This is a genomic window from Pectobacterium brasiliense, assembly GCF_016950255.1.
GTDB lineage: Bacteria > Pseudomonadota > Gammaproteobacteria > Enterobacterales > Enterobacteriaceae > Pectobacterium > Pectobacterium brasiliense.
On record NZ_JACGFN010000002.1, the window covers coordinates 947,680 to 962,920 of the forward strand.

The 15,241-nt window shown below is 53.3% G+C and carries 13 protein-coding genes; 5 read left to right on the forward strand and 8 right to left on the reverse strand.

Translation table 11 applies throughout. The annotated features are described in order from the left end of the window. The first annotated feature begins 245 nt into the window (after nucleotides 1-245). Nucleotides 246-752, forward strand: a complete 507-nt coding sequence (locus H4F65_RS18825; protein ID WP_010286837.1) for a DUF3060 domain-containing protein — start codon at nucleotides 246-248, stop codon at nucleotides 750-752. Between the two features lie 143 nt (nucleotides 753-895). Here H4F65_RS18825 and H4F65_RS18830 read toward each other — a convergent pair whose 3' ends face one another. Continuing rightward, entirely contained in the window at nucleotides 896-1,693 is a 798-nt protein-coding gene (locus H4F65_RS18830; protein ID WP_236146219.1) for an RtcB family protein, read from the reverse strand. After that, nucleotides 1,635-1,889: a hypothetical protein gene (locus tag H4F65_RS21960; RefSeq protein WP_236146218.1), complete on the reverse strand. Its 255-nt coding sequence runs from the start codon at nucleotides 1,887-1,889 to the stop codon at nucleotides 1,635-1,637. The genes H4F65_RS18830 and H4F65_RS21960 overlap by 59 nt, the downstream gene beginning before the upstream one ends. A 260-nt stretch (nucleotides 1,890-2,149) precedes the next feature. Here H4F65_RS21960 and H4F65_RS18835 point away from each other — a divergent pair, with 260 nt between their 5' ends. Then, nucleotides 2,150-2,461, forward strand: coding sequence for an ArsR/SmtB family transcription factor (locus tag H4F65_RS18835; RefSeq protein WP_039319062.1), 312 nt, complete (start codon nucleotides 2,150-2,152; stop codon nucleotides 2,459-2,461). Nucleotides 2,462-2,566: 105 nt separating this feature from the next. Here H4F65_RS18835 and H4F65_RS18840 read toward each other — a convergent pair whose 3' ends face one another. Next, on the reverse strand, nucleotides 2,567-4,861 hold the full coding sequence (locus H4F65_RS18840; RefSeq protein ID WP_010681484.1) for a TonB-dependent siderophore receptor: 2,295 nt from the start codon (nucleotides 4,859-4,861) through the stop codon (nucleotides 2,567-2,569). A gap of 423 nt (nucleotides 4,862-5,284) precedes the next feature. Here H4F65_RS18840 and H4F65_RS18845 point away from each other — a divergent pair, with 423 nt between their 5' ends. Continuing rightward, the gene (locus tag H4F65_RS18845) at nucleotides 5,285-6,268 is read left to right on the forward strand and encodes a helix-turn-helix transcriptional regulator (protein WP_010681485.1); all 984 of its coding nucleotides are present in this window, start codon (nucleotides 5,285-5,287) and stop codon (nucleotides 6,266-6,268) included. A gap of 107 nt (nucleotides 6,269-6,375) precedes the next feature. Continuing rightward, a complete protein-coding gene (locus tag H4F65_RS18850) occupies nucleotides 6,376-7,704 on the forward strand; it encodes an MmgE/PrpD family protein (protein WP_010681486.1) in 1,329 nt (442 codons plus the stop codon). Nucleotides 7,705-7,836: 132 nt separating this feature from the next. Here the strand turns inward: H4F65_RS18850 and H4F65_RS18855 are convergent, their stop codons facing one another. The 5 genes from H4F65_RS18855 to H4F65_RS18875 all read right to left on the reverse strand — a co-directional run bounded on the left by H4F65_RS18855 (nucleotide 7,837) and on the right by H4F65_RS18875 (nucleotide 14,182). Beyond that, nucleotides 7,837-9,549 carry a hypothetical protein gene (locus H4F65_RS18855; RefSeq protein ID WP_010681487.1) on the reverse strand — a complete coding sequence of 571 codons (1,713 nt, stop codon included), beginning with the start codon at nucleotides 9,547-9,549 and terminating at the stop codon, nucleotides 7,837-7,839. 113 nt (nucleotides 9,550-9,662) lie between these two features. Continuing rightward, nucleotides 9,663-10,841, reverse strand: coding sequence for a dienelactone hydrolase family protein (locus H4F65_RS18860; RefSeq protein WP_010681488.1), 1,179 nt, complete (start codon nucleotides 10,839-10,841; stop codon nucleotides 9,663-9,665). 167 nt (nucleotides 10,842-11,008) lie between these two features. Beyond that, on the reverse strand, nucleotides 11,009-11,719 hold the full coding sequence (locus tag H4F65_RS18865; protein ID WP_236146243.1) for a hypothetical protein: 711 nt from the start codon (nucleotides 11,717-11,719) through the stop codon (nucleotides 11,009-11,011). 118 nt (nucleotides 11,720-11,837) lie between these two features. Then, nucleotides 11,838-13,022, reverse strand: coding sequence for an MFS transporter (locus H4F65_RS18870; protein WP_010681490.1), 1,185 nt, complete (start codon nucleotides 13,020-13,022; stop codon nucleotides 11,838-11,840). Continuing rightward, nucleotides 13,019-14,182 (reverse strand): serine hydrolase domain-containing protein, encoded by a 1,164-nt coding sequence (locus H4F65_RS18875; protein ID WP_337661532.1) that lies wholly within the window; start codon nucleotides 14,180-14,182, stop codon nucleotides 13,019-13,021. The genes H4F65_RS18870 and H4F65_RS18875 overlap by 4 nt, the downstream gene beginning before the upstream one ends. A gap of 150 nt (nucleotides 14,183-14,332) precedes the next feature. On the opposite strand from H4F65_RS18875, the gene H4F65_RS18880 reads away from it, so the two are divergent. Next, a complete protein-coding gene (locus H4F65_RS18880) occupies nucleotides 14,333-15,229 on the forward strand; it encodes a LysR family transcriptional regulator (protein ID WP_010681492.1) in 897 nt (298 codons plus the stop codon). Nucleotides 15,230-15,241: the final 12 nt, after the last annotated feature.

A 15,241-nucleotide genomic window follows, 5' to 3' on the forward strand; every position in this document is an offset into this window, starting at 1 on the left:
AATTTCACTATCACTAAAAAATGCCGACATCAGCAGAATAGCATGTCCCTGACGGCGCACACTAACTATGCTGAGTTAACCACATAATAGGTAGGTTTTTAACAACATAGCGCGATTAATCATCGTTTGATGGCGTAGCGATAATCAGAATGTTCGCAATAGAGTCGGGAAAAGTGTTAACAGATGATAGGTGCCTTTACGGCAACGATTGCCGGATGACCTCTTTGATAACAGGAAAAAACGCCATGAAGATAACACGATATCTGCCAATGGTTTTCGTCTCTGCTTTTGCGTTCACCGCATCCGTCTATGCCGCCCCTATCGAGCTGGAGGGTATCGGTTTAACCCGCGATATTCCTTGTAATGGCAATGATGTCAATATTTCAGGCAACGGCAACAACATCGTACTGACGGGCAAATGTGCCACGATTTCCGTCGCGGGCTCTGAGCACAACATCACATTCGATACCGCGACATCGCTTACCGTGACCGGTGCAGAGATTGCCGCCACAGGTCAATCTACGGGTGACCTGACCGTCGCCGCGTATAAAAACACCATCCGCACGCACATCTTTGCCGAGGATAAACCCGCAAAAGTGAATGTGACAGGTACGGAACATCATCTCGATCTGGATTTTAAAGGCCCCGCCGTTGTTTCCTTCAATGGCATCAGCAACCGCCTCTCATGGGGAGGAACAGAACCAAAGCTCTCTTCCAGCGGTGCCAATAACGTCATCAAACAAAAGCCCTAATTTGCTGCGTTTATTCCTCTGAAAGAGGCCTGACGAACGGACTCCGGCACCGAAGAACACACGACCCAATCGACAGCTTGCCGATTGGGTCGTTATTTTTAGTACAAAGAATAGCGCATCAATTCCCGCTAGAGCGGGTCATATCAGGCCTTAAACGTCAGCCACGGGCGCAGCCGTGCTACGGGTTGAATCAGCCCTGACTGCGCCTGAATATCAATCACAGGCGTAACCGGTTTATAGGCCGCTGGCGCTTCTTCCCGCAGTCGTTCGTCTTTCAGCGTGATGCATTGCCAAGGCAACGTGTCTGCTTGCTTCGCCGTCTCAACCTTGTTACGCATACTTTGCCGACGTTCGGCACGCCCCGCGCCGTGTGAACACGACCACAGCCAATCGGGATTTCCCTTTCCTGTAACGAGATAAGAGTAATCGCCCATTGAACCAGGAATCAGCGCAAATTCTCCGGCTTTAGCCGGCGTCGCGCCTTTACGATGCAGGTTCATTCCGTGCTCCGGCAGAATAATGTTATGCGACAGATCGACCACCAGCTTGCTGGCATCATGCGTAAACACTTGCTTCCAGGAAGAGCGAATCAGTTCAGTCAGCACGATCCGGTTGATCCACGCATAGCGTGCGGCGACGCCCATAGCTTCCATATACTCCGTCGCCTGCTCATCAACCAGACCAAACAGGCCGGACGCCGGATATTTTTCTCCCGCAGGCCAACAGGCTCGCGCTTTATCGATCCCACGCTGGCCGACATAAAAACCCACGTCCCGTGAACCGGTGTGAATCATCACCACAACTTCGCCTTCCTGCACGCCAGCCTGATACGCCGCGTGCCTGTCCAACACGGCATCGACAATTTGCAGCTCAACGAAATGGTTACCCGACCCTACCGTGCCCAGACTGGAAGGTCGAAGTATCTCGCGAGGCGCAGACACGTGCATCGCTGCCCGGCAGATGTACCGAGGCGAAATCCAGCAGTTGCTGAACCGCCTTTTCTTCCAGCGGCAACGTGTCCGGCAACAGAACCTGCGCTTCTGCATGCTGCCTGCGGAGATGATAAATAGAATGTTGGTAATCGGTGTCTATCCCCAAACGAGATAAACGTTTTTGTAAGCGAGTAAATGTAGACATGGTGCTACCTAGAAAAACAAAAAGTCGCTCCTCCCATTTCGGAGAGAAGGTTGTTTTTCCTGCAGCAGCAGATTCAGGAAAGGATGTCGCGCTATTCTATGGAGGAACGCCTCTATTGTAAACCGCATGTCACATCGCGCAGGCTCCGTTATAAGCTGTTTTATCGATGTCAGTCATTATCCTCGCTCGAATCCCAGGGTATGATAAGCTCAATATATTAGGCATCACTAAATTAGTCAGTTACGCAGGATGGCAGGAACATGGCGTTAAGCAATTCGGATCGAGAATTCATGCAGGACGGTGCCGCAAAAGCAGCGGCTATGCTGCGCGCGATTGGCAACGAGAACAGGCTACTGGTGCTTTGCCTGCTTATCGAGCACGGTGAAATGTCGGTGGGTGCGCTGCTTGAACACATCCCGCTGAGTCAGTCCGCCCTATCGCAGCATCTGGCAAAAATGCGTGAAGAAGGGTTGATTAGCTATCGGCGCGAATCACAAACGCTGTACTACCGCATCGAAAATCAGGACGTGGAAAAAATCGTCGCCACCTTAAAAGGCATTTTCTGTCCCTGATAGCGGCAACGACCCGCAGGGTGGCGGCCAGGCATGGCGCAATAAAAAAACGCCACGGCACAATGGCACCGTGGCGTTCGCGATTCAGTATGACGGATATAACACTTAGAACGACGTATTCACGCTAACAAAGAAAGTCCGTCCCGGTTCGTTATAGGTTGCCGCACCGGCACCCGCGATGGTAACCACGTTATTGTTCACCACATCCTGTGCATTACCCGCGCGGAACAGGCGTTTATCAAACAGGTTATCGACACCACCGGTCACGCTCAGGTTCTTGTTAAACTTATAGGTACTGCTTAACCCGAACAGCGCATAAGGACTTAACTCATTGGTTGCGCTACCCGTTACACGCTCACCTTTGTAGTTATATTTCTTCGGCTTCTGGCGACCATACCAGGTCACATCGGCCAGGAAGGAAAGGTTTTCCGTTGCCTGCCAGTCCACTGATGAATTCAGGGTAAACTCCGGCGTAATCGACAGATAATCGCCCGTGGTTTTATTCTTCGATTCCAGCATCCAGGTCAGGTTGTTACGCCAGTTGATGCTTTCCGTGACAGGAACGGTCAGGTTACCTTCCAGCCCCTGAATAACCGCTTTCGGTACATTGCCCCATTGGAAGATATTGGCATTAGCATATTGGGCATTGGTTCCGCCCACCGCTTTACCGATGACATTGTTGCCCGCTTCAATCTTGTTGCGATAATCGTTATGGAAGTAGGTTATGCCCGCGATCAACCCATCACGGTGAAACTCCAGACCGATCTCTTTATTCAGGCTGGTTTCCGCCTTCAGGTCTTCATTGCCGATCAGGTAGCAAGATGTGCCGCCAGCACAGCCCTGTCCACGGCTATAGAGGAGATAATTCTCGTTAGTCTGGTACAAGTTCGGCGCTTTGTAAGCACGGGCGATACCTAACTTCAGCGTATAATCATCACCCAGCTCCTGCGACAGGTTGAGCGACGGGCTCCAGTTGGTGCCTGCCGTGCTGTGATGATCGACACGTAACGCCGGCGTCAACATGGTACTGTCCGTCAGTTGGACGTTATCTTCCACGAAAGCGGAAGCCAGACGAGCGGCGGATTTCTCACTGCGGCCACTGCTGCTCAGCGAACCCACACTGCCGGCTTCGGTCGTCGTCTGCATGTTCGACACTGGATCCGTCATCTTCTGCTCGTTCCACTCGACCCCGAACGTGAGCACCTGCTCGACCCAGAGATTAAGCGGAAGATTCACTTCATTGTGCGCAGTGAAATTATCCAGTTTTATCGTGCCATATTGGTTCGGATTAGTGGTATCAAAAATCCCTTCTAAACCACCAGACAGTCCCTCAAGGATACGGGTATTGTGCGTACGTTCGTATTGCAGGTACGACGTAGAACTGACGCCGCTGTCCCAGTAGCCGCGATGTGTGACCGCAAAGTTCTGGCGGTACATGCGGTTGGTTTCCTTGCCATAATTACTCACGACAAGCGGGTTGGTGTTGGTATTTTGCGAATCGCCCGCATAGATATTGCCCTGACGGCTGGAACCCGCTTCGAATTCCAGCGACTGCTGCTCGGTCATATCCCAGCGCAACAGGCCATTGATGTCTTTATTACGTACCCCTTCGCGCCCGGAAGGCAGTGAAGCTGATTGATTACCCGCACGTGCGGACTGATGCCCCTGGTTAATATCGCGCGCATCAGCTTGGGTTTTGTTCAGATTGCCGTACAGACGGAAGCTCAGGCTGTCGGTCAGGCCGCCCATCAGGCTGAAATCGGTACGCTTGGTTGCGCCTTCTGAACTATGCTCTGGCGCGTTCAGGAAGGTATTCCAGGTGCCGTGCCATTCTTGCGTCGGCTGTTTGGTGATGATGTTAACCACACCGCCCGCCGCACCGTTACCATAGCGCGCCGCGGCTGGGCCACGCAGCACTTCAATGCGCTCGACCATATCGGCAGGCACCCAGTTGGTATCACCGCGAGTATCACGCTCGCCGCGCCAGCCGTAACGCACGGCTGTACGGCTCGACACGGGCTTGCCATCCACCAGAATCAGCGTATTTTCCGGTCCCATACCGCGGATATCGATCTGGCGGTTGTTACCGCGCTGGCCGCTGGTTGAGTTACCGGACAGATTGACGCCCGGCATAGTGCGAATCAGATCGGACAGATCGTTAGCGGGCGGACGTTTGCTGATATCTTCAGCCGTAATCACCGACACACCCGGAGCCTGACGGGTTTGCTCAGCGGCCGTCACCACCATCGTATCGCCCGATGCTTTACTTTCGGCCTGATTCTGCACCTGAGGGGCAGGTTCTGTTGAAGGCGAGGTCTGCGCAGCGCTCAGAAACGACGTCATCCCGCAGCTAACGCCAATGAGCGTCGCCAGATAACGACGCGATTGTGGTAGTTTCATCAAAATTATCCTGCCCTGTAAGAAATGAGTAAGTAGCCTGAAAAAGGATCAACATCGCAGCCGGTACAGCGACACCTAACGACAATCAGCAAAAACGCTGAATAACGGCGGAGATAAAACGCGCAAACGTGGCGGTTATCGGGGAGAAGCGTCATGCCAACGGCATCACGTCGTGTTGTTATGAAATGCTGTGTGTAATCAATCAGCCCTTTTCTCCGCATTGCCGGAAATGGAAAATGCATTTATCGTGCAATGTGATGTCCTCAACGAAAAATGCTATTGAGAAGTATTTGCATTACCATTTTGGCGCGGTCATTGTTACATTTGTCATTCAGGACGGGGTTTGCTATAGCAGCAAAATGTTTTGCCAAAGCATCAAAATGGAAGGCGCAGGTCGAAGGGTTTAATCAGGTAGGTAATCACGTGCGCAGCTTCACTCAGTCATCAAAGCCGATCTATAAAGATCACATCGTTCAGCAATCGAGTCTGGTCGCGAATAATTACCGGTTTATCGGCCCTCGGTTGATCGATAACACGCCGGTGCTATTCGGGTCGTTCACTGTCGTACAGCTCAATCCCCATCTGATCCTGCATACCGCGGATGTGATTAATCGCCACAACATGAAAACCCAAAACCTGCTGGATGGTGCCATCAAGCTGGCCATCGTAGTGAGCGGCAATGCGCACATCTCATTTGGTCATCAGGAACTGCATCTGGGAGAGAAGCAGCCCGCCTCGCTGATTGCGCTGACGGAGCCGACGATGTTTACCCGCATCGGCAAGCGTGATGAATTTGAGCGAACGATTACGCTGACGTTCGACAGGGAATGGCTGTACGGCAATATGATGGACACCGTTGGCGACTGGCAGGCTATCCACGATTTCACGCAGACGCATCTGGCGACACACCTGTGGACACCGTCCCGGCAGGCGCTGGCGATTGCTTTACAAACGCTGGATGCCGAACCTTGCCAAACGCCGCTCCAGCGCCTTTATCTGGAAATGCAGTGTATGAGCCTGATTATAGAGGCGTTTACCTCATTGACCGCCAGTGTCGCGCAAGAGAAAAGTAGCGGTGTTACCCTGCGCAGCTACCATCGCATTCAACAGGTCAGAGATATGCTGGAAAGCGGCAGCGCCGACCAGCTTTCGATGAGTGAAATCGCTAAAAGCGTCAACATGAGTGAAAGCACGCTACAGCGCCATTTTCGTCAGACGTTCAATATGAGCGTGTTTGAATACCTGCGTAACTGCCGTTTACAGCGCGCTATGCTGGCCTTGCAGAAAGACGGCATCGGTATTGCGCAAGCCGCCAGCATCGCCGGTTACAACAGCCCCGCCAACTTTGCCACCGCCCTGCGCCGTGCGTTCGGTATCACTCCGGGACAGCTAAAAGACCGCTTCTGATTCTCAATCACTAATAACCAAATGGAATTTTTTATTCCATTTGGTTATTAATCGCTCTTCAGCGATGCGCAGTAAATTAGTGTTTTTCTGCCAGCACATGACTATCCATGACCAATCAGACTGATATCACCGCAACGCTTGCCCGCCACATCATCCATAGCGAACCTAATCAGGAAGCGATTGATGCCGCCCGTAACGGGGTGACTGACTTCGTTTCCACCGCACTTCCCATCGTACAGGGTGCGATTGCCGATAGCGGGCTTGCGCCGTTAAAGCAGGTCTTCAGCGGTACGGACAGCCTGACGCGTAGCCTGATTCTGGGTTATGCCGGTCACGTATTGGATTTTGACGATTACCATCCGGCGTTTCGCGGCCACCCCAGCACCGTCATTCTGCCTGCCCTGTTTGCTCTGGCGGCAGAAGATTCCTCCGTCACGGAAGAGGCGTTTTTGACGGCGTATGTGATCGGCGTGGAAGCCGCAGGCAGAATCGGGCTGGCATGCGGCCCGCGTCATTACAGCCTCGGCTACCACAACACGGCGACGCTCGGCGCTATCGCCGCCGCTGCCGCTGCTGCACGTCTGTCTGGTGCTTCGGTAGAACAGACGCAGACCATTCTTGGTCTGGCTGCCACACAGGCCGCAGGGCTGCGGGCGCAGTTTGGCTCAGCGGTCAAACCGCTACATGCCGGGCTTTCAGCCAGAGCGGGGCTAACCGCCGTCAAGCTGGGCTTAGCGGGCTTCGAGGGCAACGAACAGCAGGTGATTGACGCCTTTCTTGCCGCGCACGGCGATCAAAAACAGCAGCCGGAGCTGCTGGTTGAAAACTGGGGTGCGCCGTGGCGCATACTGTCTCCCGGTCTGGAATTCAAGCGCTACCCAACCTGTGGTGGCACCCACAGCGCAGCCGAAGCGGCTTTTGCCCTACGGGAACAGTGGCATCAGCAGAATGGTGCGGATGCCGATCTGGCTGCTGCCATCGAACATATCACGGTGACTTTCCCGCCGGGCGGCGATGTTGCTCCCTTTATCCGTAACGCGACCAACGGCGTAGAAGCGCGATTCAGTCTGGAATATGTAATTGCGGCGGCGCTGATAGAAGGGGAGCTAAAGCTGGCACATTTCTCGGAAGCCCCGGTTGAAACCACGATTGCCGCACTGGCGAATCGCGTCATACGCCGCGCCGATGAAACCGCGCCACCTGATGAGCTTGACCCAGAGGCGCGCTTTCATGAAGTTACGCTGCACTTGCGTAACGGCAGCACGCTAATCCAGCGCACCACACGTCAGGAAACCTCGGCGCGCCCTACCGATCTCCGTGCCAAGCTGCGGCAAACGATCGGTTCTCTGGCGCATCTCGACAGCAACCAGATCACCGATCGCTGCGCATTACGGCAGGACGGCGATCTACGCTATTTGCTTGGGCTATTGTTTTAACAAGGCACTGTTTTAACAAAATTCTGTTTTAACAAGATTCTGGTTTTAGCGGGATGCTGGGATGTGAGTTGCTGTCGATAACCCTCATTATCGACAGTACGATACTGGTAATCATCTCGCCGCCAGATCGGCTTAATCCGCCTGATGGGAAAGCCATTTCCCTTTTTCATCAAATACCGTCACGCCCGGCACTCTGGAGTAATTCCCTTCCCCTTCTGATTTATAGTGGGTCGCCAGTATATGGGGAGCGCGATAGTCAAAATTGAAATAGCCATCATCAGGATTCTTGACGATCAGCTTGCCCGTGCTGTCGATGAGACCTTCTTCTACCTTGAAGTAGCGATTATCAAGGTTGTTTTTAAATGACGTCGCTTCGCCATACGTAAACAGGTTCTTTTTCTCTTGCGCGGAAATAGCCGGGAATCGCGTCACATCAAGCTGACGTAATACATGCAGGAACATCAGGCGTTCCAGCGGCGTGCCTGCATCTTTCGGGACTAAAAATTGTAATGTGAGTCCACTTCCCACATTCACATCGTATTCATAGCCGACAAACGCGCTGTCGCCATAAATAAAAATGTTATCAACGTCTTTACCTTCGGGGACGATCTCTTTGGTTTCAGCCATGAGTTCAGGAATCGATTGGGGAGAGATCGTAAAATAAACATCGTACTTAAACACTTCCGACGGGAACCGTATTTTAATGCGCGTTTTTGACATGCTCCGTTTAATAAAGCGCTCAGGCTTTTCCATGCGCTGTTCGAGTGCTTTCCAGATAGCCTGATGCATTTCTGTGATCTTAAATTCATCAGCGATCTTTACGCCATACTTCGCTTCCAATTCTGGCTGAGATAATGCCAAGTCGTACATCGACAATGCCTGCTCGCCACGGTAACGTTCATCCATGGTACGCAGTACGGCAAACGCGTTGGCTAACGCGACGGTGTCCTCAGCATTCGCTAACCCGATAAAGTAGCATTGCTTAGCCTCATCATATTGAAAATAGACGGCTTCCAATTTGCCCTGTTGATTATCATATGCCGCGCCGTTTTCCGACTGGAACAACACACCCTTTTGTCCCTCCAGCCACGATGTCAGATTAAAATCCTCTTTTGCCGCGTTCACGGTAAACAGGTCAAAATCGGTGTTATTCTGCTTATCCCGATAGGAATAGATCTGCGTGTCTTTATTTTCCCGGTCGATGAGTAGACGCCCCATCTTACGAATATACATCCCGTGCTCTTGTAGGCTCAGCTTGTCGTACATGCTAAACGGCAGCTTAATCGTGAAATATTCTTCGGGATAAAAAGGGATACCGGGGAAATCATCCATCGGCGCGCGATTAAATACCGCTTTCTCTTCAAGAAGCCACGCCTGATAGGCTTTTTTATGTTCTTCAAAACGCTGCTGGATTTTGAGTAAACCGGGTGACTGTTCTTCCGTCTTTTTCAAGACCATGGTGATTTCACAATAATAAAACGCACAGGCAGCGCTTTTATCCGATACGAACGTAACCGTGTTTTTCCCGGTGATGTTTAGCGTGTGCCACATACCGTTTACGCGTATACGGTTGTCTTTTATCTCCTCGGTATATTCACCATCTACGTTATAGTAACTCACCTGCGTCGGCGTCAGATTGAAATAGATATCGTTTTTAATGCCTTTGAGGTTTTGCGTAATATGTTCCTGAAGGTTATCTCTGTTTTTATTGGCTTCAGGATTTTTACTGTTATCAAACACTACGCTGATATCTTCAACCAGATATTTCCCCTCGCTCAGGGTTTCTTCTCCGTTACAGCCCGACAGCCATAAGGCCATCATGATAATACCCAGATATTTCTTCATCACTTCATCCCTGTAAAATTAAAAAGCCTCTGAGTGCCGCGGCACGCAGAGGCGAGTCATGCATCAGTAAGCTGATGTTATCAAAAAACTTATTATAATTCAGGCGCTGCCGGCTAGGGTTTTAGCCATTGGTCCAGAAAGCGAAACACCTCTTCCTGCTGTTCCTGATAGAACACGTGCCCCAGCTCAGGCCAGATTTTGGTTTGCAGCTTGCTGTCTGCCCGCTGTGATTGCCACACCTTGTGCATTTTGGCGTAAGCATCTTCAACAGATTGCGTCGGGAACAGTTTGTCCTGGCCGCCGTTAAATAACAGCATCGGTTTTGGTGCAGCTACGCTCGCCACATCGGGGAAATCAAAGCGCGTCGGTTGCCCCGGATGCAGCATATAGAATGATGACTGCCCTCTCAGCACGTTGTTGCCCGGCGTCATCAGACCGTCATACGTGCCAATCCAGGACACCGCTGCCGTTGCTGCTACCTTGTCGGACAGCGCCGCGAGCTGCCAGGCACGATAGGCACCCATTGAAAAACCCACGACGCCGATGCGTTGTTTATCAACCTGCTCAAGCGATGCCAGAAAGTCCGTCGCCCGCATGTCTTCGTAGGCCATCAGCCCCGCGAGTGAGCGCCCCAGATTAAAGAAATTGCTCGCCAGCGCCTGCTGCTGCTCATACTTGATCGGCCCGCGCGATCCCCAACCTAGCGCATCGACCGCCAGCACCACATAGCCCCGCTTAGCCAGTTCATCTCCGACAAAACGGCCAGTGAAAAACTTATCAGCCCATGCCTGTGCAGAATCGAGCTGTGCGTCATTGCCCCACGGCTTGATCATCTTCTCTTTGCCGATATCAAACTTCGCGCCGTGATCGTGCAGCAGGATTACCGCAGGATGCGGCCCCGCACTTTTTGGCGTCAGGAGCAACGCGTCTACGCGGCTTTCATCGGTCAAGTTGAAAGCGACCTTCTCCGCTGTATAGCTGCCGCGATCCTGTTTTTCCATCGCCTGCGGGGCAAAGTCTTTGGTGGAATCCGGCGTCAGGAGTAGCGAACGCAGCGTTTTTCTCGACTGGGATTGCCATTGGCTAAAATCCGTAAAATTCCCAGATAGCCAGGAATCCGAGTAGGTCATCTGCTGTTTAAGCTGCGGATAAAATGAAGGCAGCCCTTCATCCGTCACCGCCTGATCTGTCGCGGGTTGAATCGTAGGGTTCATATCGTTCGCCATCAGTGAAGGGCTGGTCAGCAAAGCCGCCAGTAACCAGACAGAGGAGCGTAAGGTATTAAGATTCATCATAACCTCAAAAATAAAACGTCGTTTCTTTTTGAGGTTTGATTGTAATTGACGCCGCTAAAAATAAACGGACGGAACGCGCATTCTGCGAAGCCGCAGGCAAAAAAATCCAGCACCTTTACGGTGCCGGATTATGATTCATCGTAGCAGTAGGCGCAAAAATGACATCAGGCTACGGATTCACCTCGTTTACGTTCAGCCACCAGCACAACCCCTTTGCGCGATTCATTCGGTGCAAGGCTCCAGATATCGCTTTCGGGAATACTACGGCCATCATATCGGATTCGTTCTCCGTCATACGGCCAAAACGCACGCTGCTCTGAGTCGAATACAAATACCTGAATGCCCACTTCTTTACGCGCCATACGTGCCCACAACGCTTTCCCACCTGGGAATTGAACGTTATCACTCACCAGCACAATGCCGTCATTAATGAGCGTCTTATACATGGCGCTCGCGACATTGGCGTTTCGTTCACGTTTAGTGACAATCACACCTTCAACCTGAGCAAGAGTGTCATCTACCAGTTGCTGATTTTCGTAATAACCGATGACCGCCAAAATAGTCTCGGTTTCATCATTGCTGTGGCGAGATTTTAGGTCAATCTTTGCGACGACAACATGCCGTAAATCTCCGTTAACGTCATCAGGTTCTCCGTATATAGCAACGGCATGATGCCGCTCGTTATGGATATAAATATCCACCGCGCGACCGTTCACACTCGTTTCGCCAATTTTCCGATATTCCCGCGCCATAGTGGCGGGACTATATGACATTGGAAGAATCGCCATATCAAAACTCCCGCTATCGTTGAGTACTGGTGACATTGTAAGCATAGCCTGTTGCTCGTCGTTGGGGACTATCATACCAAACATCATGCACATTTTAGCCAATTTACGCCGCGGCGCTCCCCATAAACATTGCAGCCAGACGAAACAGGGAAATAGGTTGATTCATCGCAGGCTCACGTGAACAAAAAATCCGGCCCCTGGTACCCTACCGTCGCGCCACGGGGAAACCGTGTTGTCTGGCAGACCACACCACAACGAACGCAATCAATAACAGCACCAACAGCGTTGGAGAGAAGGCGGCAACGCCGAGGCGCTCCAGCAGAACACCACCGATGATACCTCCCCCTGCAATAGCCATGTTCCAGGCAGTAACCAACATAGACTGCGCCACATCGGTCCCCCCCTCCGCCGTTCTGACAAGAGCCGTCTGGAATAACGTTGCCGCACCGCCGAAGGCGACTCCCCATACGGCCACTGCCGCATAGACCACAGCCAGAACATCACCCGCCACGCCAAGCGCCAGTACGGACAGGCAGAACAATGCCGAGCAGGCGAGTGTAAGGGCTCGCAAATAGCGGTCAATCAGCACGCCGACAATCCAGATGCCCAGCAGTGATGTCACGCCGAATACCAGTAACACCAAACCGGTCTGTGCAACCATGCCCACCGCCGCGAGAAACGGCGCAATGTAGGTGTAGAGAATGTTATGCGCCAGCACAAAGGTCAGCACTGCGCATAGCACGGGCCGCACGCCTGCCATGGTGAACACCTGCCCCAGAGATAGCCTCCTTCTTGCAGATTGCCCAGCGAAATCCGGTACCTGAATACGTACCCACAACATGAGCACGACGGCCAAACCACTCATCATAGCGAAACACATTCGCCAGCCGATCACGTTGCCAAGAAACGTTCCCGCGGGCACACCGAGCGACAAGGCTAATGGCGTGCCGACCATCGCTATCGCAATAGCCCGTCCCTTCTGGTGTTCAGGCACCATACGGGCTGCATAGCCCGCCAGTAGCGCCCACAGTAGCCCAGCGGCAACACCCGCTAGAAAACGCGCCGCCATCGTTAGCACATAGCTACCGGAAAATGCCGTAATCGCATTGGCGACAGCGAAACCTGCAATAGCTACCAACAACAGCAGGCGACGACGCACACCTTGCGTCACCGCGGTCAATGGGAGCGCAGCCGCCAGAGATCCTACGGCATAGATAGTCACGGTTTGCCCGATCCAGGCTTCGGACACCGCCAGACCTTGCGCCATTTGCGGCAGCAAGCCCGCTGGCAGTGCTTCGGTCAGGATAGTGATAAAAGCTGCCGTCGCTAACGCCAGGAGTGAAGCAATCGGTAAGCTATCATGCTGTGTATCCGTCAGTGAGGTAGTCATCGTGCAGCCTCCAACTCGCCATACACGGCATCGCGCAGTTCAGTGACAAAACTCCCCGACATCCCTTCGTACATCGTGTTGGTGAAAGCCACTACGCTCAAACCTTGTGTTCGATCGACAAACCATGAATGACCATAGGCACCTCCCCAGCGCCAGGTGCCTGATGATTCCGGCGACCCGGCTAACAGCGGATCGCGCAAGACGGAGAAACCGAGGCCAAAACCGCAGCCCGGTGCATTAGGCAATTCCAGCCCCTGAGTCTGATCGCGCCCCATCTCCTCGATCAGCGCGTCAGGCAGCGGGACACCGTCCCCTTTACGCAGGGCTTCCAGCAGGCGCAACAGATCCCAGGCCGTGCCAGCCATGCCAGCACCACCTGATGGAAAGGCCCGAGGGTCATAGATGCGAGCGGGACTGTACGCGATGCCGATGGCTCCCTCGAAGGGAGAAACTATTTCACCTTCGGTCAGGCGATGCGGCTGCGGGGTGTCGTTCACGTAAGCGGCCGTCAGGCGCGATGGATCGCGTACAACGAAGCCGGTATCGTGCATGCCCAGCGGGTCGGTCACCAGTTGGCGAACCGCCTCATTCAATGACGTACCGTGAATGCATTCGATCAAGGCTCCCAATACGTCTGTTGCCAGCGAATAACCCCAGGCCTCACCCGGCACGTATTGCAGGGGAACACTGGCGATACGACGCAGGTTCTCCGTCAGGCTGATGCCGGAGGCATCCATACCGTCGGAGACACCCGCCTGTGCATAGGGGCCGTCCGCATGGGTTTCGAAAAAGCGGTAGCCCAAACCCGCAGTGTGGCTAAGCAACTGCCGCACGGTAACGCGAGCAGGGCTGCCGTCGGCCAGCCGGAGCTGGAACGTCGGCATCCAGCGAATGATGTCTTCATCCAGATCGAGCCGACCTTGCGCCACCAGTACCAGCGCCGCAACTGACACGATGGGCTTGCTGACAGAAGCCAGCCGGAAGATGGCGTCCAGCGCCATCGGGCAGGCATTTTCCCGGTCAGCCCATCCAGCGGCCTGTTGATGAATCAATTCTCCATTATGTGCGACCAGCACGACAGCGCCGACCAAGCGCCGCTCGTCCAACGCCTGTTGAACGACGTCCTGAATTCGAGCCGAGAGAGGGGGGTGTTGAAGCACCAGTATCCAGAGGAAATACGGCAGTTATCACGGAATGTTCCTTTCATCAATGAGCGTTCCCGTTACGATAGAAAACCGACAATTAAAGAAAAAGTAGGCTACAGTTCCTCGATATACGGAATAAATTGTCCGCAATAGAGAGGAAGTAATATGGACAGCCTGAATGGCTTCGTGGTGTTTGTGCAGGTGGCAGAAACGCGCAGTTTTGTTGCCGCTGGCAGGTTACTGGGCGTGTCAGCGTCTGCGGTAGGTAAAAGCATCGCTCGGCTTGAAGAAAAACTGGGTGTGAGGCTATTTCACCGCAGTACCCGCAGCATCACATTGACCGCCGAAGGTTCACTATTTCTGGCGCGTAGCCGGCGAATTCTGGCTGAAATCGAAGCAGCAGAACTGGAACTGTCACAGACCAGCGCCGTACCGCGCGGACGCCTGCGAGTCAGTCTGCCGTTGGTCAGTTCACTGGTGCTCCCCGTGCTCGGCGACTTTATGCACAAATACCCCGAGATCGAACTGGATTTAGACTTCACCGACCGCATGGTGGACGTCATTGAGGAAGGTTTCGATGCTGTGGTTCGGACAGGAGACCCCGTTGATTCACGCCTCACCGCGCGCAGGCTGGGCACTTTCCGTTTTCTGGTGGTGGCCGCGCCAGAATACCTTGCCCAATCCGGTTGCCCCCAGACACCTGCCGACCTGATGCAGCATGCCTGTCTGCACTATCGCTTTCCCAACAGCGGCAAACTGGAGCCGTGGGCGCTGCGGCTTCCCCCGGGCGAACCAGAGTTGCCATTGCCCACTTCGATGATCTGCAACAATATCGAAACACGCGTTTGTTTTGCACTGCAAGGGTTGGGGATCGCTTACCTGCCGGATTTCTCTATCCGTGAGCTGTTGGCAGAGGGGCAGCTACAGCCGATCCTGACCGACTATGTGGAGCGCAGCGGCGTCTTCTATGTGTTGTGGCCTTCCAGCAAACACCCGTCACCAAAAGTACGCGCACTCGTCGATTTCCTCTGCGCGCGAGTATTTCCCGCCTCTGATACGTAAAAAAAATCCGGC

Excerpts from the sequence above, each read along its gene's own strand:
- H4F65_RS18825 (WP_010286837.1), top strand. The coding sequence starts at position 246 with ATGAAGATAACACGATATCTGCCAATGGTTTTCGTCTCTGCTTTTGCG.
- H4F65_RS21960 (WP_236146218.1), bottom strand. The coding sequence starts at position 1,889 with ATGTCTACATTTACTCGCTTACAAAAACGTTTATCTCGTTTGGGGATA.
- H4F65_RS18835 (WP_039319062.1), top strand. The coding sequence starts at position 2,150 with ATGGCGTTAAGCAATTCGGATCGAGAATTCATGCAGGACGGTGCCGCA.
- H4F65_RS18840 (WP_010681484.1), bottom strand. The coding sequence starts at position 4,861 with ATGAAACTACCACAATCGCGTCGTTATCTGGCGACGCTCATTGGCGTT.
- H4F65_RS18850 (WP_010681486.1), top strand. The coding sequence starts at position 6,376 with ATGACCAATCAGACTGATATCACCGCAACGCTTGCCCGCCACATCATC.
- H4F65_RS18855 (WP_010681487.1), bottom strand. The coding sequence starts at position 9,549 with ATGAAGAAATATCTGGGTATTATCATGATGGCCTTATGGCTGTCGGGC.
- H4F65_RS18860 (WP_010681488.1), bottom strand. The coding sequence starts at position 10,841 with ATGAATCTTAATACCTTACGCTCCTCTGTCTGGTTACTGGCGGCTTTG.
- H4F65_RS18865 (WP_236146243.1), bottom strand. The coding sequence starts at position 11,719 with ATGATGTTTGGTATGATAGTCCCCAACGACGAGCAACAGGCTATGCTT.
- H4F65_RS18870 (WP_010681490.1), bottom strand. The coding sequence starts at position 13,022 with ATGACTACCTCACTGACGGATACACAGCATGATAGCTTACCGATTGCT.
- H4F65_RS18880 (WP_010681492.1), top strand. The coding sequence starts at position 14,333 with ATGGACAGCCTGAATGGCTTCGTGGTGTTTGTGCAGGTGGCAGAAACG.